General features: G+C 69.3%; 22 protein-coding genes and 5 pseudogenes. 18 read left to right on the top strand and 9 right to left on the bottom strand.

Annotated elements, in window-relative coordinates; genetic code table 11:
* Window positions 1-77: 77 nt before the first annotated feature.
* Together ACIP8Z_RS05360 and ACIP8Z_RS05355 are read left to right on the top strand one after the other, a co-directional pair.
* Complete coding sequence (locus ACIP8Z_RS05360; protein WP_402079015.1) at window positions 78-866, top strand: ABC transporter ATP-binding protein; 789 nt, start codon at window positions 78-80, stop codon at window positions 864-866.
* Entirely contained in the window at window positions 863-3,043 is a 2,181-nt protein-coding gene (locus ACIP8Z_RS05355; RefSeq protein WP_402079012.1) for a hypothetical protein, read from the top strand. The genes ACIP8Z_RS05360 and ACIP8Z_RS05355 overlap by 4 nt, the downstream gene beginning before the upstream one ends.
* Before the next feature lie 86 nt (window positions 3,044-3,129).
* On the opposite strand, the pseudogene ACIP8Z_RS05350 reads toward ACIP8Z_RS05355, so the two are convergent.
* Window positions 3,130-3,821 (bottom strand): annotated as a pseudogene (locus ACIP8Z_RS05350) (MBL fold metallo-hydrolase).
* An 89-nt stretch (window positions 3,822-3,910) separates the two neighbouring features.
* On the opposite strand from ACIP8Z_RS05350, the pseudogene ACIP8Z_RS05345 reads away from it, so the two are divergent.
* Window positions 3,911-4,591: pseudogene (locus ACIP8Z_RS05345) on the top strand (transposase); the annotation flags it as partial.
* Window positions 4,592-4,598: 7 nt separating this feature from the next.
* Here the strand turns inward: ACIP8Z_RS05345 and ACIP8Z_RS05340 are convergent.
* Entirely contained in the window at window positions 4,599-5,102 is a 504-nt protein-coding gene (locus tag ACIP8Z_RS05340; protein WP_402079009.1) for a hypothetical protein, read from the bottom strand.
* Window positions 5,103-5,282: 180 nt separating this feature from the next.
* The gene (locus ACIP8Z_RS05335) at window positions 5,283-5,732 is read right to left on the bottom strand and encodes a DUF1707 domain-containing protein (protein ID WP_402079006.1); all 450 of its coding nucleotides are present in this window, start codon (window positions 5,730-5,732) and stop codon (window positions 5,283-5,285) included.
* Window positions 5,733-5,816: 84 nt separating this feature from the next.
* Between ACIP8Z_RS05335 and ACIP8Z_RS05330 the strand changes: the two genes are divergently transcribed.
* The 3 genes from ACIP8Z_RS05330 (at window position 5,817) to ACIP8Z_RS05320 (ending at window position 10,746) form a co-directional block, all read left to right on the top strand.
* Window positions 5,817-6,413, top strand: coding sequence for a TetR/AcrR family transcriptional regulator (locus tag ACIP8Z_RS05330; protein WP_402079003.1), 597 nt, complete (start codon window positions 5,817-5,819; stop codon window positions 6,411-6,413).
* 1,624 nt (window positions 6,414-8,037) lie between these two features.
* The gene (locus ACIP8Z_RS05325) at window positions 8,038-10,257 is read left to right on the top strand and encodes an Orn/Lys/Arg decarboxylase N-terminal domain-containing protein (RefSeq protein ID WP_402080776.1); all 2,220 of its coding nucleotides are present in this window, start codon (window positions 8,038-8,040) and stop codon (window positions 10,255-10,257) included.
* Window positions 10,258-10,524: 267 nt separating this feature from the next.
* On the top strand, window positions 10,525-10,746 hold the full coding sequence (locus tag ACIP8Z_RS05320) for a hypothetical protein (protein WP_402079001.1): 222 nt from the start codon (window positions 10,525-10,527) through the stop codon (window positions 10,744-10,746).
* Window positions 10,747-11,376: 630 nt separating this feature from the next.
* Here the strand turns inward: ACIP8Z_RS05320 and ACIP8Z_RS05315 are convergent.
* Complete coding sequence (locus ACIP8Z_RS05315) at window positions 11,377-11,841, bottom strand: alpha/beta fold hydrolase (protein WP_402080774.1); 465 nt, start codon at window positions 11,839-11,841, stop codon at window positions 11,377-11,379.
* A gap of 381 nt (window positions 11,842-12,222) precedes the next feature.
* Here ACIP8Z_RS05315 and ACIP8Z_RS05310 point away from each other — a divergent pair, with 381 nt between their 5' ends.
* Window positions 12,223-12,660, top strand: a complete 438-nt coding sequence (locus tag ACIP8Z_RS05310; protein WP_402078998.1) for a hypothetical protein — start codon at window positions 12,223-12,225, stop codon at window positions 12,658-12,660.
* Window positions 12,661-12,669: 9 nt separating this feature from the next.
* Here ACIP8Z_RS05310 and ACIP8Z_RS05305 read toward each other — a convergent pair.
* Window positions 12,670-13,149 (bottom strand): annotated as a pseudogene (locus ACIP8Z_RS05305) (IS30 family transposase); the annotation flags it as partial.
* Here ACIP8Z_RS05305 and ACIP8Z_RS05300 point away from each other — a divergent pair.
* The 4 genes from ACIP8Z_RS05300 to ACIP8Z_RS05285 all read left to right on the top strand — a co-directional run bounded on the left by ACIP8Z_RS05300 (window position 13,093) and on the right by ACIP8Z_RS05285 (window position 15,364).
* Window positions 13,093-13,344 (top strand): DUF5959 family protein, encoded by a 252-nt coding sequence (locus ACIP8Z_RS05300; RefSeq protein WP_402078995.1) that lies wholly within the window; start codon window positions 13,093-13,095, stop codon window positions 13,342-13,344. The pseudogene ACIP8Z_RS05305 and the gene ACIP8Z_RS05300 overlap by 57 nt on opposite strands.
* Before the next feature lie 281 nt (window positions 13,345-13,625).
* On the top strand, window positions 13,626-13,832 hold the full coding sequence (locus ACIP8Z_RS05295; protein WP_402078992.1) for a hypothetical protein: 207 nt from the start codon (window positions 13,626-13,628) through the stop codon (window positions 13,830-13,832).
* A 645-nt stretch (window positions 13,833-14,477) separates the two neighbouring features.
* A complete protein-coding gene (locus tag ACIP8Z_RS05290) occupies window positions 14,478-14,747 on the top strand; it encodes a DUF6415 family natural product biosynthesis protein (RefSeq protein ID WP_402080772.1) in 270 nt (89 codons plus the stop codon).
* 224 nt (window positions 14,748-14,971) lie between these two features.
* Window positions 14,972-15,364 (top strand): hypothetical protein, encoded by a 393-nt coding sequence (locus tag ACIP8Z_RS05285; protein ID WP_402078989.1) that lies wholly within the window; start codon window positions 14,972-14,974, stop codon window positions 15,362-15,364.
* Between the two features lie 65 nt (window positions 15,365-15,429).
* Here the strand turns inward: ACIP8Z_RS05285 and ACIP8Z_RS05280 are convergent, their stop codons facing one another.
* A complete protein-coding gene (locus tag ACIP8Z_RS05280; protein WP_402078987.1) occupies window positions 15,430-15,819 on the bottom strand; it encodes a hypothetical protein in 390 nt (129 codons plus the stop codon).
* Window positions 15,820-16,584: 765 nt separating this feature from the next.
* Window positions 16,585-16,761, bottom strand: coding sequence for a CsbD family protein (locus ACIP8Z_RS05275; RefSeq protein WP_402078985.1), 177 nt, complete (start codon window positions 16,759-16,761; stop codon window positions 16,585-16,587).
* Window positions 16,762-17,032: 271 nt separating this feature from the next.
* Between ACIP8Z_RS05275 and ACIP8Z_RS05270 the strand changes: the two genes are divergently transcribed.
* The 3 genes and pseudogenes from ACIP8Z_RS05270 (at window position 17,033) to ACIP8Z_RS05260 (ending at window position 19,671) form a co-directional block, all read left to right on the top strand.
* Window positions 17,033-17,194 carry a hydrophobic protein gene (locus tag ACIP8Z_RS05270; RefSeq protein WP_402078983.1) on the top strand — a complete coding sequence of 54 codons (162 nt, stop codon included), beginning with the start codon at window positions 17,033-17,035 and terminating at the stop codon, window positions 17,192-17,194.
* Between the two features lie 370 nt (window positions 17,195-17,564).
* A complete protein-coding gene (locus tag ACIP8Z_RS05265) occupies window positions 17,565-17,921 on the top strand; it encodes a PRC-barrel domain containing protein (protein ID WP_402078980.1) in 357 nt (118 codons plus the stop codon).
* An 818-nt stretch (window positions 17,922-18,739) separates the two neighbouring features.
* Window positions 18,740-19,671: pseudogene (locus tag ACIP8Z_RS05260) on the top strand (IS5 family transposase).
* A gap of 462 nt (window positions 19,672-20,133) precedes the next feature.
* Here the strand turns inward: ACIP8Z_RS05260 and ACIP8Z_RS05255 are convergent.
* Window positions 20,134-20,712: a hypothetical protein gene (locus tag ACIP8Z_RS05255; protein ID WP_402078977.1), complete on the bottom strand. Its 579-nt coding sequence runs from the start codon at window positions 20,710-20,712 to the stop codon at window positions 20,134-20,136.
* A 151-nt stretch (window positions 20,713-20,863) separates the two neighbouring features.
* Window positions 20,864-22,087 carry a hypothetical protein gene (locus ACIP8Z_RS05250; RefSeq protein WP_402078975.1) on the bottom strand — a complete coding sequence of 408 codons (1,224 nt, stop codon included), beginning with the start codon at window positions 22,085-22,087 and terminating at the stop codon, window positions 20,864-20,866.
* 419 nt (window positions 22,088-22,506) lie between these two features.
* On the opposite strand from ACIP8Z_RS05250, the pseudogene ACIP8Z_RS05245 reads away from it, so the two are divergent.
* The 4 genes and pseudogenes from ACIP8Z_RS05245 to ACIP8Z_RS05230 form a co-directional block, all read left to right on the top strand.
* Window positions 22,507-22,966 (top strand): annotated as a pseudogene (locus ACIP8Z_RS05245) (transposase); the annotation flags it as partial.
* A 53-nt stretch (window positions 22,967-23,019) separates the two neighbouring features.
* Complete coding sequence (locus ACIP8Z_RS05240) at window positions 23,020-23,409, top strand: hypothetical protein (RefSeq protein ID WP_402078973.1); 390 nt, start codon at window positions 23,020-23,022, stop codon at window positions 23,407-23,409.
* A gap of 283 nt (window positions 23,410-23,692) precedes the next feature.
* Window positions 23,693-23,965: a hypothetical protein gene (locus ACIP8Z_RS05235; protein WP_402078970.1), complete on the top strand. Its 273-nt coding sequence runs from the start codon at window positions 23,693-23,695 to the stop codon at window positions 23,963-23,965.
* Window positions 23,966-24,021: 56 nt separating this feature from the next.
* Window positions 24,022-24,279 carry a hypothetical protein gene (locus ACIP8Z_RS05230; protein ID WP_402078967.1) on the top strand — a complete coding sequence of 86 codons (258 nt, stop codon included), beginning with the start codon at window positions 24,022-24,024 and terminating at the stop codon, window positions 24,277-24,279.
* The last annotated feature ends 33 nt before the right edge of the window (window positions 24,280-24,312 follow it).

The raw sequence follows: 24,312 nt of genomic DNA, 5'->3' as shown, positions 1-24,312 counted from the left end.
CGACCTCTCTCACAGGCCGCCTCCCGGCGCCGACGTGCAGTGTATGCAGCCATCGAGAAGAACGGGGAGACCGCGCAGTGCAAGGCCAAGACGACCCACCGGTACTCGACATCCAGGGGCTGACCTGCCACGTGCCGGGCCGGACGCTCTTCGAGGACGTCACCCTGAGCATCGGGGCAGGTGAGTCCGTGGCTGTCACCGGACCAAGCGGCAGCGGCAAGAGCACGCTCCTGATGAGCGTCCTCGGCCTCATCCGCCCGGCCGAGGGCACCGTACGAGTCGCGGGCGCCGACCTCGGCGCGATGTCCTCACGTGCGCTCGCCCGGCACCGGCGCCGCAACATGGGCATGGTCTTCCAGTTCGGTGAACTCCTCCCCGAACTATCCCCGTTGGAGAACGTGGCACTGGCCGGCCTGCTCGGCGGCATGCGGCCCAAGGAGGCAGACCGCCGCGCGACGGATCTGCTGGGCGAGCTCGGCGTCCACCCGGTGGACGGACCCGTGGACACCTTGTCCGGCGGCGAGCGCCAGCGCACCGCGGTCGCCCGCGCTCTGATGAACGAACCGGCACTGCTGCTGGCCGACGAACCCACCGGCTCGCTGGACCCCGCCCACCGCCACGCCGTCACAGAACTCCTCCACACCCTCCCCGCCACCCGAGGGTGCGCCCTGCTGCTCGTCACCCACGACGAGGCAGTAGCCCGGCGCGCCGACCGGCGCGTCACCCTCGATGCCGGGCGCCTGGTGCCGCAAGACGCCACCGCCACACCGCAACCACCCGACACCTCCACCGGCCGACAACGCACCGCGCCGCTCAACCGGCTACCCGGCGCTCGCTCCACCTCCCCTTCCAGGGCCCGCTCATGACCACAGGCAGGCTCGCTTCGCAGCTGTGGAGGATCGGTGCGTCGACCGCACACCGTGCGGAAGCCGGCCGCATCCGCTCCTGGGCCCTGGCCCTGGCCACCGCCCTGCTCACCCTCGCCGTCAGCGGACTGGCGGTCACCGACGCCTCCTTCGACGGCCGCACACAACGCACTCTGGAACGCTCTCCCCGTCAGACCGCGGCCTACCCCGACGAGCCGGTGCGAGCCCTGTGGAGATGGGATCCCGCCGAGGCCGACGGCCTGGCCTACGACGTCATCCACCTCGAGCCGCTCACGGACCGACTGACGCCCCCACCCGGCCTGCCACGCTGGCCCCTGCCCGGTGAAGCCTTCGCATCCCGGGCACTGCTCGACGCCTCCGGCGAAGACGCGGTGGCCGCGCAGTACGGCCGCCTCGCCGGTGTGATCGACCCCGCCGGTCTGGAAGCCCCCGGCGAGTTCCTGGTCTACACCCGGCCCACCGCAGCCATGCTGGACCGCTCTGTGATGCAAGGAATCAGCGGCTTCGGCGAGACGACCGGTACCGGCGTCCTGGGCGAGCACCTGCACTACTTCGGGAAGGGCGAGTTCCTCGCCGCCTACGCCGGGTTCGTGCTCCTGCCCGTGGCCCTGCTCGTCGTCATTGCCGTCCGCACGGGAGCCACTGCCCGGGACCGCAGGACCATGCTGCTCGCGGCACTCGGCAGCAGTTGGTTCGCGCGTGCCTGCTGCACAGCCGGCGAGGCGGCCCGGCCGGTTGCACTGGGCGCGGCCGCAGGAGCGGTCGCCACGCTGCCCGCCCTCATCATCGACATCCCCCTCCCTTCCACCACGTTCATCCTGGCCGCCCGGGACGTACGTGCGGCAGCCCCGCTGCTGGCAGGAATCCTGGTAGCCGTCCCGGCCGCCATCCTCCTCGTGACTGCCCTCGCGCAACCGCGCCGCCGCGCGCGGGCCACCCGCCCGACGGCAGCCCGCACCCGCAGAGCCACCTGGAGTCTGTGGCTGTTCCCCGTCGCGCTGCTCTTCACGGTCCGGGTCGTCGACCTGGCGCCTCCCGACACCGTCGTGGTCCTTTACGCCACCGGGTACCTGCTCGTCCTGGTCACCCTCCCCAGCGCCATCGGCACGTGCGTCAGCCTGCTGGGACCGCATCTCGCGACCCTCGGCTACCGGAGGGGCGCCGCCGGCCTGCTACTCGCCGGGCGGCGGATGGCCGCGGCGCCCCACACGGTCACTCGCCTGGTCGCCGCCCTCGTCATCGCCATCGGCATCGCCGTTCAGATCCAGGTGTGGACGGCATCCCTGACCGCGGCAGGCCAGGGAGCGGTCGACTCGCGCGAGCAGCTGGGCACCAGTGTGCTGCGGGTCGCCCCGTACGCAGAACCCGCCAAGGTGCAAGCGTTCCACGACGCGCTACCGCCGGAAGTGCACGCACTCGCGGTGCAGGTGCACGCAGAAGGCAAGGGCCAGGTCGAACTCGTCGGCGACTGTCCCGCGCTGCGCGAGCTGCGCATAGCCTGCAACGAGCGTCCGCAGCCGATCTCCTTCGCAACATCCGAGTCACGGCTGCGGGAGTACCTCGGCGGTGTCGGCGCAGCCGACGGCATGGAGGTCGTGGTGCGATCTGGCGATATCGCGCAGCTAGCCGCGGCGGCCGATGCCGGACGCGAGCTGGTTCTCTTCGGCACCGGCGGCCAGCAACTTCCGCTGGCCACGCTGAACGGGGTTGCCCACCGCCACCTCGCCATGACCGCCAGAGTCGACTACGTGCTCAACGGCGGCGGCCTGGGCAAACTGACCATCGCGGCGGGCTGGCTGCGTCTACTGTCCACGGCCGGCATCACCATCGTCTGTCTGAGCGCGGGCATCGGCGCGATAACGGACTTCCTGCGCTTCGGACGCGAACTCGCGCCACTGTCCGTGATAGCGCCCGGAAGGCGGCTCTACGGTGCGGTCGCGGGCTGGTCGCTCCTGCTCCCGGCAGCCCTGGCCTCGCTCGCCGGGGTCGGCTTGGCCTGGTGGCTGGCCGCGCCGGTCAGGAGCGTCGCCCCCAGCGACCCCCTGGGCCTGGCGTCCCTCACCTCGGGCGCGCTGGTGTGCGCCCTCGCGCTCACGGTGTGGGGGGCAGCCACGGCGCTACGGGCAGCAACCGGGTGGCGGCCGGTCGGCGACTGAACCCCGCCACCGACCCGGGCGCCCCCCCCGTGCCCGGGCCATGCTGAAGCGCTGCCTTGAGGTCCCGGACTGGTGAGGGAAGGCTCCTACAGATACTCGGTGGCTGGCCCCGGCCGCCACCGGATCGGGCGCTGCGGCTGGCGCAGGGCACAGACTCCTTTGACGAATCCGGCCCACCACTGAGTCAGTCCAGACGGGCAGGCGCCGCTTGGCCAGCCAGACCTTGGCCACAGGTGGAGTGGTAGTAGACGGCGTGACGCCCGAGCGACGTCGTCGCCCCCCGCTCGGGGGATGAGGAGGTCGCCGGGGACGTCGTGGTGGGCGGTGAGGGCTTGTTCCGGTGTCATGTGGATGTCTGCCCAGGCGTCGCCGTAGGCGCCGATCTGCATGAGGGTGACGTCGAACGGGCCGTGGGCGGATCCGATGTCGGCGTAGCCGGGGAAATAGCCGGATTCGCCGCTGTAGCAGACGCGCCGGTTCTCGCCGGCCAGGACCCAGGAGGCCCACAGGGTCTTGTCGCTGGTGAGGCCGCGGCCGGAGTAGTGCCGGGCTTCGGCGGCGGTCAGCCGTACACGGTTGGCTGTGACGCTCTCGTCCCAGTCGAGTTCGATGATGCGGTCTGGGGGACGTTCCAGCTTTCCAGGTGCGCGCCGACGCCGAGCGGCACCACGAACGGTGCGCTCTGCAGGCGGGTGAGTGCGCGCATGGTGGGGGCGTCGAGGTGGTCGTAGTGGTCGTGCGAGATGACGACGGCGTCCAGAAGCGGCAGGTTGTCCACGTGGGCGCGGCTGGAGTGCAGGCGACGGGGGCCGGGGAGCGGGGCGGGTTGTGGTGTCGGGGTGCGTCACCGCTGGGTGGCGGACAGGATCCTGCGCGGTTCGCAGAGGTCGACCGTGGAGCCTGCCGCTGGAGGACCGGGTGCTGAAGGTCACGACCTACTGGCGTGCCAACTTGACGTTGCGGCAGCTCGCCCCGCTGTTCGGTGTCTCGAAGTCCGCGGCCAACCGCATCGTCAGCCACCTCGGCCCTCTGCTCGCGCTCAAGCCCCGCAGGCGATTCCGCAAGAGCACCGTCCTCATCGTGGACGGCACCTTGGTCCCCACTCGCGACCATACGGTGGCCGAGCGATCGAAGAACTACCGGTACTCCACCAACCACCAGGTCGTCATCGATGCCCACACCCAGCGCGTTGTCGTGGTCGGCCGGCCGTTGCCCGGCAACCGCAACGACTGCAAGGCATGGGCACTGTCCGGCGCCAAGAACGCCGTCGGCAACACCACCGTGATCGCCGACGGCGGCTACCGGGGCACCGGCCTGGTCATCCCGCATCGCCGCGAGCACGGGCAGAGCGAACTGCCGGCCTGGAAGGAAGAGCACAACGCTTCCCACCGCCAGGCCCGTGCCCGTGTCGAGCACGCCTTCGCCCGCATGAAGACCTGGAAGATCCTGCGGGACTGCCGGCTGAAGGGCGACGGCGTCCATCACGCGATGAGAGGCATCGGCCGCCTGCCCAACCTCGCACCCAGCCGGCAGGCGCGCGGTAGATGAGGAGGACCTACCCTGCCCAGATTTCCGGCCCCTGCTTGACGATGACGAGTCCGTACGTCCGGTCGGAGGGCCAGAGATCCACCTGGTACAGGAAGTGGTCACCGGGACCTCCACTGGTGTCGACTGGTGGAGGTTCGGCCGGGACGTTGGAGATCCGAGCACGGAGCAATCCAGCGGGGACAGTCAGGCTCGGCCCGTCGGCGGGATCCGTCCCGGGGCTGGACATGGTGAGCTGACCCGTGGGGGCGTCAAGGTCGGTCTCCACGATGTGCTCGGCCGCTGGCTCCGTCGTTGGCGCGGACGCGTGAACAGTGATGAGCGACTCGACCATGTCGACCCGAGCCGTGCCGACAGAGATCGAGTGCGGTTCCACACCGATGCGGTGGACGTAGACCGCGTCGTCCGTCCAGCTGGCGGGTGCAAGGTCAGGGTCCATAGCGTGCTCGGCGATCCACGCGTCATAGGGATCAAGGTCTTGGACGTAGAACTGCCCGTGATCGGCATCGATCATGAATCTCAGCGAAGCGTCAGCCACTAGCGCAGACTATCGAAGCCGGTGTGGGGACTAAGGCAGGTGTGAACCAGCTGGTCAGCGCAGGGCAGACGAGACCAGGTGGCCACTGGAACCCCACCTCGATCGCTCAGTGACCGCGTGTTCCAAGCGGCACCAGACTCGTTTGCGGGACAGCCCTTAGTGGACCGCAGTAGGACCACCATCGCCTTCGTCGCTGTCGTCCGTGTCGCGTGGCCAGATGGCGATGGCGATCAGGACAGCCGCCCACACCCCCAGCGGCGCAACCGGCCAGTAGTAAGTCAGCTCTCCCTTCTGTGCACAGCGTGCGGCCCAGATTCCGGACATGATCACCGCCCCGCCGAGCCAGTAGCGCCATTCGGCCAGCCAGTCCCTGAGGTCTCTACGGTCCTGCTCCGAGCGGGTCGGCGCCGGTGCGGGTAAGTCGGCCGTCAGTACAGCGAGATCCTCTGCTGTACGCGCCCGCAGGGCACGTTCGGAACGGATCTCGTGCTCGTGCGGATCGAGTCTCCCCTCGGCCAGCGCCGCGGCCAGCCCGCCGAGCGTTTCGTCGCGGTCGCGGTCCGAAACCCGCACTGCGGGCACCGGAGGCTCACGTCGGATATCCATCACCAGTCTCCTTGCGGCTCCGTGCAACGTCTCACCTGACGGCAGGTTAGAATACGACTGTATCTCAAAGATGGGAGCGCGACGATGCCCAAGACCGTCGACAGGGAGGAACAGCGTCGGCAGATCGGTGCGGCCCTGCTCCAACTGGTCGCCGAACGTGGCCTCGACGAGGTCAGCGTGCGCACCGTGGCTGCCGCAACGGGCCGTTCCCCCGGCGCCGTTCAAAAGTACTTCCGCACCAAGGACGAGATGCTCACGTTCGCCGCCGAGCTGGTCGGCGAGCGCGTCGAGCGCCGGATGGCCGAGGTGGACACCGCACTGCCGCTGCGCCAAGCGCTGCGCGACCTGATCCTCACCACGCTCCCCATGGACGCCGAGCGACGCGCTGAGGCCACCGCACAACTCGCCTTTGCCGTCCACGCCGCACATCACCCCCGCCTTGCCGCGATCCGGCAGCAGGTCGACCGAGACATCCGTCAGGCACTGGCCAACTGGTTGGAGTCAGCCGGGCACGCGACCAATGCGCCGACCGTCGCTGATGCCGTCATCGCACTCTCAGACGGCCTGGCACTGCGCATGCTGTACGCCCCACAGCAACGGGAGCACCTGCTCACAGTCCTGGACCACGCGCTGGACACCCTGATCCCGGGCCATGGGGCAGTCCGGCATCTCCGCGAGTAGGCCGTGGAGACCGGGTCGTGCCGGAGACGCCGCCGTCGATCCGGAAGGCGGCCGTCAACCTCAGATCGGGGCTTTCATCGGAGCATCGGGCGGACCACAGGAAGGTGCCAGCGAAGTGGAGCCCAGCCAGGGGGATGACGACCGTCTTCGCCGCACGACGACGGCCTTCTCCTGCCCAGCCAGCGCTCGAACGAATGGGGCACGCTCCGCAGCTCCCGAACGGTCCGCCCCTCGCTACTGGAGCTGTCGGCCGGAACGGCGGGCCCTGTGGGCCGGGAGCCGCTGATGCGTAGGGCGGGCTGTGGGTGGGGAGCAGTAGCTGGTTGGCGGCAGTGGGGGAGGAGCGGGGTATGGGTGCGGGTGCGGTGGTGCTGGTGGTGTTGGCCGCCTTGGGGACCCGCGCGACCGCCTCATGGTCGCCCTCGTCGCCATCTACGCCCTTCTCCCCGGACAGCTCACCCACCTCCGGCGAACCAACCTCGACCGCAGCAAGGGCCGACTGCGCCTGTGTCGGCCGGGACGCATGGACCACGTCGTCTACCTCAACGCCTTCACTCTGCGCCTGGCCACAGCCTGGGAACTCCGGCGCCACCGGCGCCGGCCCGATAGCTCCAACCCTCATTTCTTCGTCACCCGCAACACCGCCGTCGACGACTCCGGCCCGCCCATCAGCGTCGGCGTGCGCCCGGCTACGGCCTGCGGGGGCCCCAGGGGAACGGGGGGGCCGCGCCTGCCATCTGTTCCTCAGGCGGACTGAAGCGAACTGGATCACGGCCCGGATACCGGCCTGCCCTTACCTGGTGTGAGCGGTGTCGGCCAGATGTGATGGCGGTGCTTGAGTGCGGTGCGCTTCGTCCTGGACGAGCAGGGAGGCGACGGTAAGGCCTGCTTCCGCACGGGTGAGCGGGACTCGGGCGCGTCGGCAGTCTGACCTTGAGGTACGTGAAGCGTGCAGGCCTGTCATGTGTGGAGGGCTGGTGAACAGGGGTAGGGCTGCTCCCTGTGAAGCAGACATGGGTCATCGACCATGAGGAATGCCGCGGTACGGTTCCGGTGATCACCACGGTGTTGCCGCGGCCCCTTCCCGGCTTGATGGCGCAGGACGTTATGCCGTGGGAGCTGCGTCTGGGTGATGTGGTGCCGTTCGACGACGGCATCGGGCGCCCGGTCCTCGACATACGAGCAGTCGGTGGAGGCCAGCGCGGCAGGTGTCTGCTTTTCTCCGACCTGTTTCCGCTTGTGGTCAGCTGGCGCCTCACGATCTACCGCTCCTGCATCAGTCCGCCCATTCGGCCTGCTCGCACGGGGCGTTCTCGATGTGCTGGAGGCTGAGTTCCCCCGAAGCGCCGTCTTGGCCGCCGTTCACCACGAGCTGTGCGGTGAGGCCTGGGATGTGGTGACCTGGGAGGCGAGGCTGTTGATCACTCGTTCAGGCGAGCCGGTTCCGTATACCGCCGGTCGGCCTCTCGCCACGAGGACACTGAGCGTCGTTGACACCCCCGGAATCGGTAGGAGCGCTGGGCATGGTGAACGGTGCGATCCTTGTGGCGGTACCCGAGGGCCGGTCCGCGTCGGCGAGCAGCTGGCCAGGATCGGTAAGGAACTGGAAGCTCAGGGCTTGGAGGTGCGGTGGGCTTCCCAGGCCGAGGACGCCCGAGCCGTCCTGCAGACGGAGGCGGGGCTTGCGGGGGCGGTGGTGGCATGGGACCTGCCTGGTGGCGGTGATCTGGACCAGGAGAGCGGTGGTGCGGCGGTTCTACGGCTGATCGGGCGGCGGTTCAAAGACTTGCCGGTGCTGCTGGTGATGTCGCACGAGATGGATGCCGATCGGGCGTTCGAGCAGCTGCCGTTGTGGGTTTCGGAGGTGGTTTCCGGGTACCTCTGGCCGCTGGAGGACACCCCGGCTTTCGTCGCGGGGCGGGTGGCCTCCGCAGCTCGCGCCTACCACGAGGAGATGCTGCCGCCGTTCTTCAGGGCGCTACGCCGCTTCGACCAGGCGCACGAGTACTCGTGGCACACCCCAGCGCACTCCGGCGGGGTCGCTTTCCTGAAGTCCCCGGTCGGCCGGCAGTTCTTCGACTACTACGGTGAGCGCCTGTTCCGCACGGACCTGTCGATCTCGGTCGGCGATCTGGGATCCCTGTTCGAGCACACTGGCCCGATCGGTGAGGCCGAACACAACGCGGCACGCGTCTTCGGTTCGGACCGTACCTACTTCGTGCTCCACGGCGACTCCACCGCCGACCGCATGGTGGGCCACTACAGCGTCACCTGCGACGAGATCGCTCTTGTGGACCGCAACTGCCACAAGTCTGTCCTGCACGGCCTGGTGATCTCCGGTGCCCGTCCCGTTTACCTGGTGCCCACCCGCAACGGATACGGGCTGGCCGGGCCGCTGCCGCCGGCGCACACCGAGCCGGCGGCGGTGCGGGCCAGGGTGGCGGCGAATCCGTTGACGGCCGGCGCCGTCTCTTCCGAGGCGCAGTACGCGGTGATCACCAACTCCACCTACGACGGTCTGTGCTACGACACGATTCGCACCGCCCGTCAGCTCGCGCCCAGCACACCGCGCCTCCACTTCGACGAGGCGTGGTTCGCCTATGCGCGTTTCCATCCGCTCTACGAGGGCCGGTACGGGATGGCGGTCGGCCCAGACGCTCTCGACGACGAGGTGCGGCCCACGGTGTTCGCCACCCAGTCGACCCACAAGCTCCTCGCAGCCCTGTCCCAGACCGCGATGGTGCATGTGAAATCCGCGCCGCGGGCGCCGGTCGAGCACGACCGGTTCAACGAAGCGTTCATGATGCACGGCACCACCTCACCGTTCTACCCGGGCATCGCCTCGCTGGACGTGGCCACGGCCATGATGGACGGCGCACCGGGCCGATCACTGATCGACGAGGCCATCACCGAAGCCATCCGCTTCCGACAGGCCGTCGTAACCACCGGACGGCGGATCGCCGAGGCGGCCGACAGGCCGACATGGTTCTTCGGCGTATGGCAGCCAGACACCATCACCGACCCTCGCACCGGCGAACGGATCGACTTCACCGACGTCCCCACCTCCGTACTCAGCCAAGAGCCGCGCTGCTGGCATCTCGAACCCGACGCCGACTGGCACGGCTTCACCGGACTGGACGAAGGCTACGGCCTGCTCGACCCGATCAAGGTCACGATCACCTGCCCCGGCGTCACCGCCACCGGACAGCGCTCCGAACTGGGCATTCCCGCACGCATCCTCACCTCCTACCTCGCCACCCGCGGAATCGTCGTGGAGAAGACCGACAGCTACAGCACGCTGATCCTCTTCTCCATGGGCATCACCAAGGGCAAGTGGGGCACCCTCATGGACGCCCTGATGGACTTCAAGGCCCTCCACGACAACGACGCACCGCTAGAGCGCGTACTGCCCACCCTGACCGCGGAGCACCCCGACCGTTACGCCGGGCTCACCCTCAAACAGCTGTGCCGGCAGATGCACGAACATCTGACTCGCGCCGAACTGATCGACGCACTCGACGCAGCGTTCCGCCACCTGCCCGCGCCCGTACTGCCACCGCAGCACTGCTACCAGCAGCTCATCCGCGGTGGCACCGAACGCGTGCCCGTGGCCAAGGCCGCAGACCGCGTCGCCGCCGCCATGGTCACCGTCACGCCACCCGGCATCCCCGTGCTCATGCCCGGCGAGTCCACCGGCACCACCGACGGCCCCTTGCTGCGCTACCTCCGCGCGCTGGAAGGCTTCGACCGCCGCTTCCCCGGATTCCACAGTGAGACCCACGGCGTCACCCTTGAACCGCGCACAGGCGACTACCTGATCGAATGCCTGCGCCAGGAGCAATGATTTCGTACCGTCAACCACGCCCCCGGCGCTCTGGGCACCGTCCAGGCGCTGGGGCACCAGGACCGGCAACGGACCCTGGTCGCTGGGCAGGCGTACGCGAACGACCGGGACGCGGCCGCTAGCCTAGTCGCGGACGAGCCGTCAGCTGCGGGACTGGCGATCGAGTGGTCCCCGGTCAGTGTGATGGTTGGGCGTTCCGTATTCGCTGCGGGCGGGGCGGCCCTATCGTGCGAGTCTTCCTGATCACTGCGCACGAAGGACAACGCCATGACGACTCCGGGTCAGCCTCCCGCTCCGGTCGGGCAGCCGCCGATCATCATCAACAACAACGTCGCCGCCTCGGCGGCTGTGGTGGGCGGGTACGGGATGGTCCGGCGCCGGCGCCAGTCGTTCGGGCTCCACTGCGTCCTGCTGATGCTTACCTGCGGGATCGGGAACGTCTTCTACGCCATGCACATCTCGCGTTGGAACCGGAACCGGGGCCTGTGACAGACGAGGAGTTGGACCTAGGGGTGCTCTGGGACTACTTCGCCGGTGATCCCGGGGAGCGGAGAGCGGCGGCCCGCCGGCTCGACGAGTGGGCGCTGCGCGAGAGACAGGTCAACCGCGAGGATTTCGAACGCAAGTGGGGGCCCGGCTCATCCGGAGCGTAGGCCGGAGCGGCGGCTGTCCCCCGCGGTGTTGGTGCGCCCGTCCGGCCTGGACCGCGCCACCGCGACATGGCCCGCGCCTGTAGGACCAGAAGGCCCGCACCGCCCATGTGTGGGCCTTCCGCATGATCGGGTGCGAAGCCAGGGGGACTGGGGCGGTGAGTACCGCGCGACGTCGGTCCTTCGGCCCGGCCCCAACGTCCCCGAGCCGACGCGCCTGTAACCCGAGCGCTTGACCACAGACTGGACCGCCGACTACCCCTGCCCCCCTTCCGCCCGGCACCGGCGATCCCGGTAGGACGCCCTCGCCTATGTCGCCTGACTCCGACCCAACCGCGGGCCTGTACACGCGAAAGGACCTGTCTTTACGCCCCTCACGGCGGAGTCGACCCGCCCCGAGGGAACGGGGCAGGGCGCCCTCCTTGGATGCCACTAGCTTGAGTTGACGCCGATCCGTCGGGCAATTGCGTCAGCTGCGGCCAGCGGGTACGCATGGTGCGAGACTCCTGTCAGGACTTCGGTCCGCGCTTCCGGGAGTACTTCGGTGATGGCCTGGGCGACGCGGCCGGGGTTGTGGCAGCGGGCCCGCCCTGCGAGCAGCACGTGAATCGGCGATTGCCGCAAGGGGGCCGGGTCCGGCCGCGGTCCAGTGACCGGGCGGATGGTTGGGAAGGCTGCGCTCTCTTCCTGGGAGCCGGAGCCAGGCCGCGTCGAGGGTGGCTCCGCCGGTCTCCCAGGCGAGGAAGGAACGGATCCGTCGTGGAGTGGGCCGCACGAGCATCGGCAGCGCCGTCAGGACGTAGCCGGGGTGGAATCCGGCAAAAACCCGCGCCGGGTCGAGCAGGACGAGGCCGGCGATCCGCTTCGGGTACCGGGCTGCGTAGTGGGCAGCGATCCAGACCCCGTAGGAGTGACCGCCGAGTGGGGGCGTCAACGCCAGCGCCAACGCCAAGATCTACCGCTACACCGGCGACCAGCCCTGAGCCGAGTCAGCCTCCGCCTCGTTGCCCCGTCACCGAACCACCGGTGGCGGGGCACCGCTTCTTCGCCCCGAGTGCCAGCCGGGCCGCCACCCTGGTTCGGCCCGGCTGGCACCGCAGCGCAGCGGGAAAGCCCCCACTCCCCGCATGGGCGGATTCCAGCAGTCGTCGCAACACAGAGGCTGTAGGTGCGATCAGGGTAGATGGCGCTCGGTGGTTGACGAAGGCTGGCCCGGCCCGGGAGGCGGATGTGTGGGCCGGAAGCCGGTCCCGGATATCGTGGCCATTCAGCGCGATGGCTCGACCAGGAGTTGGTGAGCTGAGAGGAGGGCAAAGTGACTGCTGTGACTCGTTTGGTCACTTATGTCGATCTGGACAAGGCCGCCACAGACGCTCAGCACACGTCGGTGACCGCGCGGCTTGAAGCTGTACTGGCAGATGACCGCAGCCTGGTGCTGCTGAACGACCGGGGGTGGAGCTGGACCTCATCGGCTCCCACGGACACCTGGTCGCACATCTCCGCCGAGGAAATCGAGGAGGAGGCCCGGACCGTGGTCGGGCCGGACGAGCCGACCGGTAGCGGAACACACGAGCAGGTGGCGGCCGGCCACTGGAGCTTCCTGGCCGGCATCCTCACGCAGCAGGGCGTGGATGTGGAAGCGCAGGAGCTGGCCGGGCTTTCGCATGATGTTGTGCTGAGCGAGCACCTGCGAGCACGGATTCGGGGCCGATATGTATCGGCGCTGCACTTCCGCGCCGGAGAGCGATCATGAGTCATTGCCTCATGTAGACGGGGTGATCGGCCGCGCGAGCAGTGCAGCGAGGCGCTCGGCTGGAGTTTCCCTGCCGAGCGTTTTGCGTGGGCGTCCGTTGAGTTCGGCAGCGACAGCGTCCAGGTGCTCTCGGCTGTGAACCGACAGATCGGTGCCCTGGGAAAGTGCTGCCGTAGCAGGCCGTCCGTATTCTCGTTCGACCCACGGTGCCAGGGACTGGCCGGATCGCAGAAGTAGACCGGAACGTCCGTGGCGATGGTGAACTCGTGCGTGAGATGAGCCGGCAGAGACGTCACGACCTTCACCAGCGCGTCACGGACCAGCCCGGCGCCGCGGCCGTTGGGCAGGTGCAGGAGCATCACGTAGCGGGTGGTGCGTTCGACCAGGGTGCCGATGGCGGACCCGTTTGCCGATGATCAGATCCCCTTCCCAGTGGCCGGGAACGGCGCGGTCGGCGACCTCGGCAGGACGTTCGCTGATCATCACCATGGGGTGCCGATAACGGGGCTGACGCTGCTGGGGGAAGACGACCAGGACCAGATATCTGTCACGGTCGTCGACCAGCAGACAACACGGGTGACCATCAGTCTGGAAGTGAACCGTGGTTGGATCGAAGAGCAGCGTGAGCTGCTCCACGGAATCCGCAGGGCTTGGAGACATGTGCACCCAACCGCACTGCGGTAGCTGCCTGGCCCCCTGATCGGCGCGGCAGTGGCCAGTCAGCGCTGCTTGTGCCTCGCGTCTGGCCTGGCCGTTCGGGCGGGTTTACGCCGCCGGGACGCGGCGTTCTTTGCCGGGGTCTTCTTCGCGGGCGTTTCTTGGGCGTTGTCTTCTTCGCGGCTGTCTTCTTCTTCGGCTTGGGCATCTCGTGCACCGTTGCCTCGCTCCCGCCCTCCGAAGTCTCGCCGCGGCGCTCGCGGGCCTCGGCGACGGATGCGTGGGCCTGTCCGGCCGGTCAAGGGGGTGTGTTCGTACCGGCCCGGGGATCGCTGATCGGAAGGGGCGTCGGCCGCCTGGACTTCGCCTTGGTCGAGTTCATCGAGTTGATGCGCCGGGAACAAGGTCGGGGCATTTCTCGCGTAGATGAAGGCGGCCGGGTCTTCGTCTTCTTCAAGTCGGCCGATGCGGTCGGCTGTCAGGGAGGGCAAGGGCAGGGCATGGGCGCACCGTGAACTGGGTCAAGGGCGACTATGTCGAGAACGGCATGCTGTCTGCGATGTACTCCACGGACAGGTTCATGCGCATCTTTAACGAGTTCCTCGGGCCGGCGCTGATCGCGGAGGTGGGGCGACCATCCGCCAAGGGTGTACCGCCCGCGCCTGGTCGAGCTGCCCGCCACCCTGAGAGCGGCAGGTGGGGGCAGCAGATGAGAATCTGCAGGGTGTCGCCGTGGAGATGCTCGATATCTGGTATCGCATGGAGTTTTCGGTGCTTGTGGAGGAGGGCTTCGTATGCCGGTCGGGTCCTGGTGTGTGCCCGTGCCCGGTGTCTCACGGTCTGAGCTGACCTGTGGCAGCGGCATCTTCTGGCGGTCCAGTGGGGTCTGACGGTATGGCGGCAACGGCGTTCTCCTTGCCAACTCCGGGTCTGGTGGTCGGATGGCGGGGGCGAGGACTCCCAGCGGTGGCCTCCGGCCGTCCGCTCACGGCGCTGCTGGTAGCGAGGCCCGCCATGCACACCAGCGTCCGCAGGGTCCTGTAGGGCCCCGAGCCTGATCGAAGCCGAGCTCCCGCTCGGTCGCGGGCCGCGAGCCGTGCGAGTGCCTCTTCAAGGCTGTCCTTGCGTGGACCGGCGAGGGCACGCTCGCGACCCGCGGCCTGGAGCAGATCGCCCTCCGGCTGACCGGCCATGCCCGCGCGCTCGCCGCCGGCGTGCGGCGCCTTGCCGGCCGGCTGGCGAAGAGCAGCGGCCCCTGGGCGCTCGCCGATGTCGTCGTGTGCGAGGCGGAGGGCCGGCTGTCCGCGGCGCGGGAGGGCACCGTGCGCTGCGTCCAGGTCCGCGCCGTCTCGTTCCGCGCTCTCTGTGAACGGCTGGAGCGCCTTGGGGTCGCGCTCGCCCTGGAGAGGGTTGTTCCGAGCGGGGGCTGAACCGTGGGCTGGTCGGTGGCTTCCAGGTCCTTCGTCGGCGTGTCGAGTGCCTTCCTGGCCTCCCCGGCAAGTCGCTGACCTGGCGCAGAGCATCTTCCTGGGCGTCGGCGGGCTTGTCGACCGTTCCGGCGGAGGAGGCCTGGCCCGGCTCCCGCCTCGGATACCGTGTTGCTCTGCGGGGTGCCATATCGGATGTGGCGCCCCCCACCGGAGGTAGTCAGCGTATGAGTTCAAAGCGCAGCAAGAATCCAGCCCTGCCCGTGCTTGACGACGCATTCCGGCTCGCGTCGGTCAAGGACGCCGAAGAGTCCACCCGTGAGGTGGCCGCGCGGCTGGCCACCACCGAGCTGCGCCGCGTTTCCCACCCGGGCCGGGTCACCTGGGACCCCACCGATCAGGCCGAGCCCGTTCCGGTCCCGCCGACTGTGGTCGACGGTGACGGGGACCTGTGGCTGCGGGATCGGGGCACTGGCACCTGGACCATGCCCGAGTTCAACCCGAAGGAGTTCCCGGACCGCTGTGGCGAGGTTCTGACGTGGAGCCAGCTTGCCTGCGAGTTCGGCCCGCTTACCGCGCTGGCCGACGACCGCCGCATCGGCGGCGGCCGGCGTCGCTGACCGCGCAGCCTTCTGGGGTGGCCGCGCCGCTGGAGCGCCCGTTACGGGTGGCTGGGAGCTTCAGCTCACCGCCGAGCTCGACGATGGCGGCGAGCAGGTGAGCGTGGTGGTGGCGTGCGACGGCCTCGAGCGGCGTGGTGCGGGGCCTGGTGCCACCCGATGTTCTCGGTGCGGCCGGCGTCGGTGGTCCAGCCGGGTGGCGGTCGGCCTTTAGCTGCCGTGGTGAGCGCGCGGACCGGCTCGCCGATCGACTGCTGTCCGTGGGCCAACTGCCCGAGGGGGCCGCGCACCAGCTCGTCGACGGCGGCCGCCGGGCCGGCGCCGAAGGCCCGCGCTTCGGCGGCGGTCTCGGCGAGGACGTCTTCGTTCAGGTCCTGGAGGGCCTCACGCCACGGAGCGGCCGCAGCGCCGATAGCGGCCAGGGCGACACGTTCAGTGCGAACACCGCCGCGCACCGCGCTTTGACCTGCGGTGATGCTGCGGATAGAGGTTCGTGGAACCGGTGTTGCACCTCGCGTTGCAGGCCCGCGTCATGTTCGGGCGGGGCCGCCGCCGACACCACGACGCCCCGGGCGGTGACGCCCGGGGCCTCTCGGTGCACTGCGCTTGACCGTCCTGTTCACGACCAGTCGCAGCCGGTGTCACGCCCAGTCCACGCCCAGCGCCGCGATTGCGGCGAGCTGGCCAGCGGCGAGCTTCTCGCATCTCGCATGCGTGTTCGAAATCCATGTGCCCAGTTTCACGGTCACCGGCTCCGCTCCGCCGCCGACCGCGATCTGTTCGCTGTGCTCTCTTGCATCCCTGCCGTCGTCGCAACGGTCATCCTCGTCGCGTACGTCGAGGCCGACGGAGCCGTCGCCGAATGTGTCGATGCCGGAACGCTCGAGCCTCGGGCACGGGTGGCAGGGCGTCGGCGGTAGCTCTAGGGATCACCGGTTCATCTGAACCGCCTGCGGCGTCGGGCCGCAGGGGGCGGATCTGTACGTGGGCGAGGGCTCGGCCACGTACCCGGGCTTCCCCTTCGCCGTCAGCGCTCTTGCTTCGCTGGCCGGGCCGGCTGGCGGGCGCAGGCGTACATCCGCTGCGCGGCCGTACCAGGGCGGCCAAGGAAGTTGTGTCTCGGGAAGGGACGCGGGACGCGGGGCAGCGGGCGGGGGGCGGGGGACGTGACTGGGCCCCGACCGGGGCAGTGGTCGGGGCCCAGTGGCGAGGTGTGCGGTTCAGCGGTGGCGGAGGGTGTCCTTGACGTCTTCCTTGGCCTGGCGGGCGTTGCCCTTGGCCTGGTCGGCGTGTCCTTCGGCGGTCATCCGCTCGTTGCCGAGTGCCCGGCCCGTCATCTCCTTGGCCTTGCCCTTGGTCTGCTCGGCCTGTGCCTTGGCCTTCTCGGTGCCCGACATGGGGACCTCCTCGTGTAGTACCGGATTGGTCGTGACCACCGCCTGCTCACGATTCCGAGGCCTAAACCCCGTGCGGCTCGCCGGCGTCAGATCTTCCGGTTCCCTGAGGCGCCTCGGCCGGCCCGAGGCGCGGCGCGGCGGGAAAGGCGGGTGGCGGGGGAGTGGGGAGCCGGGCGCGCGTTATGCCCATCTGCGCCGATAAGAAACAAGTGAAATTCATCTGCATGGGTGAGGGGTGGTAGGGCATCCGGTGCTTCGGAGGTTGATAACTATGGTTCCCCTGATTCTTGTTCTTCTGCTCGCTCTGGCGCTGTTCGGTGCCGGTTTCGCGGTGAAGATTCTCTGGTGGGTCGCGATCGCCGTGCTGGTGATCTGGCTGATCGGCTTCGTTGCCCGGCCCAAGAACAGCAGCGGCCGCTGGTACCGCTGGTAGCACGGCCGCTCCTGGCGTGGTTCAGGGTCGGCATGACGTGGCCGTCCACCCCCGATCGAAGGGGTGTGGACGGCCACCGTCATGCCGGGAAATGGTTCTTCTCTTGCTTTCCGGTGACATCGGATGCTGCGGGTAGCCGTATGCGGGCCGGGGCGGTGGCCGTGACGCAGCGGGGAACCTGCTCGCCTCCGCAGAACGGCGGCCGTCCCGGCCCGAACCGAAAAAAGGCGCGGACGTGTAGCGCCGCGAACACGGGGCAGTCGAAGTCCAGGCCGGAACGCGAGTTCCGCTGCATACGTGATGTACCTGAGGAAGGCCGGTACGGGAATTCCATTCCCGACCGGGTTGCCGTTCACGGAAGGAAATCCGAATGACTGAGAATGTGTGGGGCTACCGCGAGACGTCCGGTCGTACGGTCGGAGCCGACCTGACGGGTTACAAGGTCGAGGCGGCCGACGGTTCCATCGGCAAGGTCGACAAGCACTCCGACGAGGTCGGCTCCTCGTACATCGTGGTCGACACCGGCCCGTGGATCTTCGGCAAGGAGGTTCTTCTGCCGGCGGGCACGATCGACCGGGTCGACGCGCGGGAGGAGAAGGTCTACGTCGGCTGGACCAAGGACCAGATCAAGGCCGCTCCGGAGTTCGAGAAGGACAAGCACCTCGGCAACGAGGATTACCACCGGCAGGTCGGCGACTACTACGGGGGCCTCTCGAACCGCCTCTGAGGCAGCCGCAGAGGCGGTGCGGGTGTGGGGCGGCAGCCACCGGGCTGCCGCCCCACACCCATGTCCTCTCCGCACGTGGTCACCGCGGAGGGCTGCGCGCCTGGGAGATGCGCAAGGGGACTGGGTATGCCGAACGGCAGATCCGTCTTTCCCGTGTCACACGTGATTCGAAGGTTCTTGACATTGGTGATGGTCCCGGCTTCCCGCAGCCGGCAACGGCTAGGACCTGTCCGGCCGATCACTCCAGGTGCGCCAAGGCGAGAAGGCGCTCACGCTGTCCCAGTGAGGGCTGGGATCACGACTACAGGAATGTCAGCAAGTGAGGTCAGGGCGCGAAGTACCAGCAGTACAGGTTCTGGCCTTGTTCAGCACGACTCACGGCTAGGGCTGACAGACGCTCAAGGAGGTCAACGGCGCTGTCCGGCCCAATCTCATCGCTTATCTCGGAGACGGTCTCGGCCCACGTGAGGGCGGTAGTTCTGAGCTGATCCGTTCCTGCACTGGCCAAGGCCGTCGAGAGCGTCTGCGGAACAGCGAAGACAGTGAAGCCATCGTTGGCCATAGGCGCCACGTGCCGGAGCGGACTCTCAGCCCCCGTCAACAGGGCTTCCCACCTCGGAACTGCGTCATCCGGATAGATGCCGTCACACGGCACGGCAGGAAAATCATGACTCCTGCGCGGTTCTACCCGCACTGCTGACTCATCGTCTCCAGCAAGGAAGAACTCTCCTACAAGCACCATCCGCCGATTCTGGCATGTCTCGGTACCCGGGAGTCCGACCGAGTGACTGCTTCGCCGCCAGGGCGTTAGTGCGGGCATGGGGCGGGTTGATCTGACGGATGCCGAGTGGGAACGACTGCGGCCGTTCCTGCCGGTCAGCAACCGGCGTTGTGGCCGGTGGCGTGATCACCGGCAGGTGATCGACGGGATTCTGCACCGGGTGCGAACCGGGGTTCAGTGGGGTGATCTGCCCGAACGGTTCGGGCCGTGGAAGACCGTCTACGAGTGCCACCGGCTGTGGTCGGCCGACGGCACCTGGGAACGACTGTTCCAGCAGGTCCAGGCCGCAGCCGACGCGGCGGGCGAGATCGACTGGGACATCTCAGTCGACTTCACCATCGTCCGCGCGCATCAGCATGCTGCCGGCGCCCGCACCGGCCCGCCGCTGACACCCGCGTCAAAGGGGGGCGAACCGGCGGAACAGCAAAACGAATCGCCGTGGCAGAGCCTGGTTGCCTGCCTGCCTGCCTGGTGGAGGTGGTGCTGGAGGCGAGGGCCTGGGCCGGTCGCGCGGCGGGTTCACCAGCAAGCTCCACCTGAGCGCGGACGACCGCTGCCGCCCGCTGTCCCTGATCGTCACCGCAGGCCGCGGGCGGACTGCACCCAGTTCAAGTCCGTCCTGGAGAAGATCCGGGAGCCACGGCCGGGGCCGGGCAGGCCCCGCAGGAAGCCGGACTGCCTTGCGGCCGACAAGGCTTATAGCAAGGCCCGTGTCGCGAGCACCTCAGGCGACGCGGTATCCGGCACACAATCCCGGAGAAGACCGACAGCCAGGCCGCCCGCCTGCGCAAAGGCACATGCGGCGGACGGCCACCCGGCTTCGACGAGGTCCGCTACAGAAAGCGCAACACCGTCGAGCGGGCGATCAACCGCCTGAAACAGTTCCGGTCGGTCGCTACCCGCTACGACAAGGGCGGCTACGTCTACCTCGGCACCGCGACCGCAGCAGCTCTCGCCCGCTGGCTATGAATTTGATCGCCCGGACAAGTCCTAGGAACGCGCTGCTCCCCGCACGCGTAGGGAGGTCGTCGGCCGCCGGTCACCGTCGCCCCTGCCGGTGGCCTCGCAGCCGGAGGATGGTCCTGTCGGCTCGCCTGGCAACTCGTCCGGTCCGCACTGGTCTTTGTTTGCGCGGGGATGGACCGGACACAGGCGGCCGAGGGGGATCGTTGGTCTCACCTGCTCCCCGCTCGCGCGGGGATCGCCCCTGCCAAGGCTCGCCTGCTCGATCGCCATCCGGCTTCTCTCTGCTCGCGTGGGGATGGTCCCAGACGGCCGTGGTCAGCCGCGGCCGATCCCGTCTGCGACCCGCGCCCGCGGGTACGGTTCCGCCTTCGGGGGTGTTGAGCGTCGCGGGCCCGGTTGCTCCCCGTGCTGGCCACAGCGCAAGAGGGTGCTGGCATGGCTCCTGGCCTTTGGCCCCGTGGTGGTTCAGGAGTAGGTCATGGGGCAGCCGTGCCGTATGGAGTACTGCGCGGCGCGTAGACAGAGAGCCACGTAGAAGGCCGCGTTGCGGTCCTCGGCCCATGGTCCTGTCCGCGTCCGGGCGGTCCGCTCCGCCCCGCCCTGCAGGAACCACAAGCTCAGTGTGAGGGTGTCGCCCGCCGGTATCGCGTCCAGGGGCAGTCCGACGGCGTCGGCGAGCCGCTCGCTCAGGGCGAGCACCCGTGGGGCCCCGGCGACCACTGTCTCTTCGCCGCAGTACGCGGTGCCGACGGGGAGCACGATCTCTTCCTCCAGCGCGAACGGCACCAGCACACTCCAGTCGAGGAGGGCCGGCAGCTCCGCATCGGTCAGCCGCGTCCTGCACAGTGCCACGAAGCCGTCGATGGACGGGCTGGCCTTCTCCTCGAACCAGCCCGGTGCCTGCCCTGCGACCTGCCGCAGCTCGTAAGGGGGCAGCCCGCGCCGCTCCAGCTCGGTGTTCAGCGCGGCGGCGACGTCCCCGTATCCGTCCTCCCCGGGTTGTGACCAGTCCCGCGCGGTGACACTCACCAGATAGACACCCATGATCGCAACGTACCGGCCGCCACCGACAACGTCCCTGCCTCTATAGAGAGCGCGGCGGCCGTGCCCACCAGTTCAGCGCCGCCTGCGGCATGTGTCAGGGCAGAGGCGCCGACCGCTCGGACCGCTCGACCGCCCGGCACCCAGCAGCCTGTCAGGCTTCGCCGCGCCGGGCCCAGGTCCCTCTTCCACCCGCCGTCATCAGCGTGTTGACGATGTGCGACCGGTTGCGGCCGCCCCGAAGCAGCCGCTCGGCCGCCAGGCCGAACGCCAGCGCGGGTCCCACGAGACCGAGGGTCTCGCCGGTGCCGAGCGCCAGCCCCGCGCCAGCGAGCCCGAGGCCGGTCTCGGCCGCGGCCCAGGCCAGCCGCCCGGGCCGCTCTCCGCACGCCGGCAGCTTCCGCCGGACCGCCCGGAGCAGGGCGGGGAGGGCATCGTCGGCCGCCGCCGCGTCCCCGGCGCGCAGCGCCGCCTGGAAGGCGTCGCGCCGACGGGTCACGACCTCGTCCTGATGGATCTTCGCGATGTCCTGCCAGCCCAGCTCGGCGACCGCCGCCAGGCTGCCCGGGGCCATCCCGTGTTCCGCAGGGGCCGTGGCCCCGGGGCCGGCGGGCTCGAAGAGCGCGTCCGTCGGACGCCCGAGGTAGAGCCCGATGTCGGCCGCTTTCGGGAGCGACCGCGGGGACGCCCCGTCGGTGCCCAGCGTCCGCTGCACCGCTGCGTTCCAGGCCTGCGTCGCGGTGTTCCACATTGCCGTCCTGTGGGGCGGGTCCGCCGCGTCGAGCTGGGCGAAGAGCGCGGCCCTGCGGTGCCGGTTCGACCGCTCCACGTGCTCGTCGAGATAGGCGAGGGTGCGTTCCACCGGGGCGTAGTCGTGGCCGGGGAGCCCCGGCAGCTCCGCCACCTCCTCCAGCACGTCGCGGTACGAGCAGGGGCGCGTCACGGCGCTCGTGCCCAGCGGCACTCCCGCCTCGCGGGAGAAGTGATGCAGGGTCCAGGCCACGGCCTCCAGCCTGCGCCGGATCACCCCGCCCTCCTCGTACCGTGCGCCCAGCGCGGTACCCCGCGCGAACAGCGGCCCGGGATTCGCCTCCCCGCGCTCCAGAACGGCTTCGGACAGCCTGACCAGGGGCTCCGCCGAGTCGAACGAAGACGAGAGCCAGCCAGGCTCCAGGGCGCGGTGCAGGCCGGTGGTGACCAGGGCGAAGGGGTCGCTGCCGACCGGAGCGGCGGTGGTGCAGCGCAGGAACGACGGGCAGCCGCGCACGAAGGACCGGAAATCCTCCGTCTCGAACAGCGCCTGTACCGCATGGCTGTCGATGACCTGCACGTCGCTCAGCACCACCGTGTGCCCTAACAGGGCCTGAATCTTCAGCATGACGGCCAAGGACGTGTCCTGCGGACCCCACCCGGACACGCGCAGGTGCTCACCATCAAGCCAGTGGGCATAGATCTCCATGGTTCCCCTTTCCCCCGCCGAGCGAGGGGTTTCCCCCTCGGCAGCAGACCCTACGGTGAACAAGCCAACTGCGCTAAGTACCGGGTCGGTTGGGGCCCGGCTGCACACCCCGCACTGCCCCAGACCGAGACCGCGATGGCACAGCCGAAGCGCGGCGGAGATCCCGGGGTGGCTCTGTCCACGAGAACGGGTTCTGGCACACCTTCTGTGGAGCTGCGCGGACCGGACTTGTTTCTTACTCAGGGCCTACCGCCGCCGAGCAGGTTCTCGGCGTGCTCCGGCAGCCGTGTCTCTTCCCCTGACACTCCCGCGTCATCCGGTCACCCAGTGAGCCAACGGTCCTGGCCGTCGACGTCACGTGCCGGCTCAGGCCGGACGCCCACACCTCACCACAGCGGATCCTCTGCAACACCTGCGGCCGGGGCAAGGACCAGCACATCCCCGTTCCGGGCTGGCCGTACTCGATTGTCTGCGCGCTGGAGCCGGGCCGCAGTTCGTGGACCGCGCCGCTGGACGCGCTGCGTCTCGCCCCTGGAGACGACACCGCCACCGTCACCGCCCGGCATGCGCGAACTCATCGAGCGGCTGATCACCGCAGGGCAGTGGCAGGCCGGGGACCCGGACGTTCCCGTCATCGCGGACGCCGGATACGACGCACCCCGCCCCGCCCTTCTCCTGAAGAATCTGCCGGTGCAGGTGCTGGCCCGGATGCGCTCGGACCGCGTTCTGCGCAATCTCCCCGGCGGAGGCCTGGGCCGCGGCAAGGGCAGTACCCCACCCCGGCACCCGAGAGCTTCGACCTCCTCCTCGGCCTCGCCCGTCACGCCGGCCGCGGCAAGCGCCCGAACGACGTGGCACTGCTCCTGTTCGACGAAGAGCTCCCGGTACCCGAGCAGACGGTACGGGCCGCCTTCACCGCCGCGGTCGACACCCTCACCGTCCACGGTGACGACGAACCGGACACCGACCCGGAACAACGGCTCGACGGCCTCGCCAACCACATCGCCGACGCCGGCCTGACCGTGACCCTGGTCCCCGCCCGCGCCCGACGGATCGACGAAGGCATCGCCCGCCTCGCCCGCGCCCGCGGACACACCTGGCCCCGCCCGAGCTCACTGCCTTCGACGAGAACCCCGCCACGCCGACCACCACACCCAAGGACGCCGCGCTGGCCGCGGCTGCCGCGGCCAGCAACGGGACGATGTCCCTGGAAGACGTCGGCGACCTGCTCCGCGCGATGAACCCCACCGCCACGGCCAACCCATCGCGTTCCTCATCGAGACCACCCGCAAAGACGTTCCCGAGTCCGCCGACGCGGTCCTCACCGACGACAGTCAGCTGGCCCTCGGCTCCGCGCGCGATGCCCGAGACCACCTGCGCGACCTGGCTGCCACCGCTCCGCTCCAGGACCTGGCGGGGGCCTGGAAGACCGCCACCGACGTACGGCAGTGGGCCCTGGACCTGTGCGGCCGCGTCGAGGAAGAACTCGCCGCAGGGCACCTGGGCGAGGCGGCCCTGGAGTGGATGAACGGCCGCTACGCGATGGCCGGCCTGGCCGTGCCCAGCACCCTGAAGGAACGCGACTGGCCACCCGCCCCGCACGCCCTCGACACCTTGGTGCTGCTCTACCAGCTCGAGGAATTCCAACGGCTCGACCGGCTCGTTCCCGGCTGCCAGTGGCACCTCCTCGCCACCGACGGGCTGATGCCCCCACCCGTCCGAGAGCATCTCCAGGACCTCATCAGCCGGAACGCGCCCCATGCCGCGGCGGCGGTCGATGTCAGACCGGCCTCGTAGCGTCGAAGACGAGGCCCCGGACCAGACGGGCCCCAGAGGGACCGAAGGAGCGGGCCATGGGCGAGATCAGCATCGAGCGACAGCACCTTGACCATCTGCTGGCCGACAGCACGAGCACGTACGAAGCCCCCTACCAACGGGCCTTCGCCCAACTCGCCGAAGCGCACCGAGGCCGGCCCGTCTCCGAGATCCTCCCGCCGCTGCGCCGGGCCGCCGACGAGGCACTGCTCGGCTTCACGGACGCGGACCTCCGTGAACAGGCACAGGCGATCAGCACAGGCGAGCCGTACATCCTGCACGTCACGGTGGCCTGACCACGACCGCGCATGACCTCCCACCACGCGGCG

It is taken from the genome of Streptomyces sp. NPDC088553, assembly GCF_044752965.1.
Taxonomy (GTDB): domain Bacteria; phylum Actinomycetota; class Actinomycetes; order Streptomycetales; family Streptomycetaceae; genus Streptomyces.
This window is presented reverse-complemented; position numbering and strand designations above follow the sequence as displayed.

What these genes read in the sequence shown, in the direction of transcription:
- ACIP8Z_RS05355 (WP_402079012.1), top strand. Translation starts at nt 863, where the DNA reads ATGACCACAGGCAGGCTCGCTTCGCAGCTGTGGAGGATCGGTGCGTCG.
- ACIP8Z_RS05340 (WP_402079009.1), bottom strand. Translation starts at nt 5,102, where the DNA reads ATGATCGATGCCGATCACGGGCAGTTCTACGTCCAAGACCTTGATCCC.
- ACIP8Z_RS05335 (WP_402079006.1), bottom strand. Translation starts at nt 5,732, where the DNA reads ATGGATATCCGACGTGAGCCTCCGGTGCCCGCAGTGCGGGTTTCGGAC.
- ACIP8Z_RS05330 (WP_402079003.1), top strand. Translation starts at nt 5,817, where the DNA reads ATGCCCAAGACCGTCGACAGGGAGGAACAGCGTCGGCAGATCGGTGCG.
- ACIP8Z_RS05320 (WP_402079001.1), top strand. Translation starts at nt 10,525, where the DNA reads ATGACGACTCCGGGTCAGCCTCCCGCTCCGGTCGGGCAGCCGCCGATC.
- ACIP8Z_RS05285 (WP_402078989.1), top strand. Translation starts at nt 14,972, where the DNA reads ATGAGTTCAAAGCGCAGCAAGAATCCAGCCCTGCCCGTGCTTGACGAC.
- ACIP8Z_RS05275 (WP_402078985.1), bottom strand. Translation starts at nt 16,761, where the DNA reads ATGTCGGGCACCGAGAAGGCCAAGGCACAGGCCGAGCAGACCAAGGGC.
- ACIP8Z_RS05270 (WP_402078983.1), top strand. Translation starts at nt 17,033, where the DNA reads ATGGTTCCCCTGATTCTTGTTCTTCTGCTCGCTCTGGCGCTGTTCGGT.
- ACIP8Z_RS05265 (WP_402078980.1), top strand. Translation starts at nt 17,565, where the DNA reads ATGACTGAGAATGTGTGGGGCTACCGCGAGACGTCCGGTCGTACGGTC.
- ACIP8Z_RS05255 (WP_402078977.1), bottom strand. Translation starts at nt 20,712, where the DNA reads ATGGGTGTCTATCTGGTGAGTGTCACCGCGCGGGACTGGTCACAACCC.
- ACIP8Z_RS05250 (WP_402078975.1), bottom strand. Translation starts at nt 22,087, where the DNA reads ATGCTGAAGATTCAGGCCCTGTTAGGGCACACGGTGGTGCTGAGCGAC.
- ACIP8Z_RS05235 (WP_402078970.1), top strand. Translation starts at nt 23,693, where the DNA reads ATGAACGGCCGCTACGCGATGGCCGGCCTGGCCGTGCCCAGCACCCTG.
- ACIP8Z_RS05230 (WP_402078967.1), top strand. Translation starts at nt 24,022, where the DNA reads ATGGGCGAGATCAGCATCGAGCGACAGCACCTTGACCATCTGCTGGCC.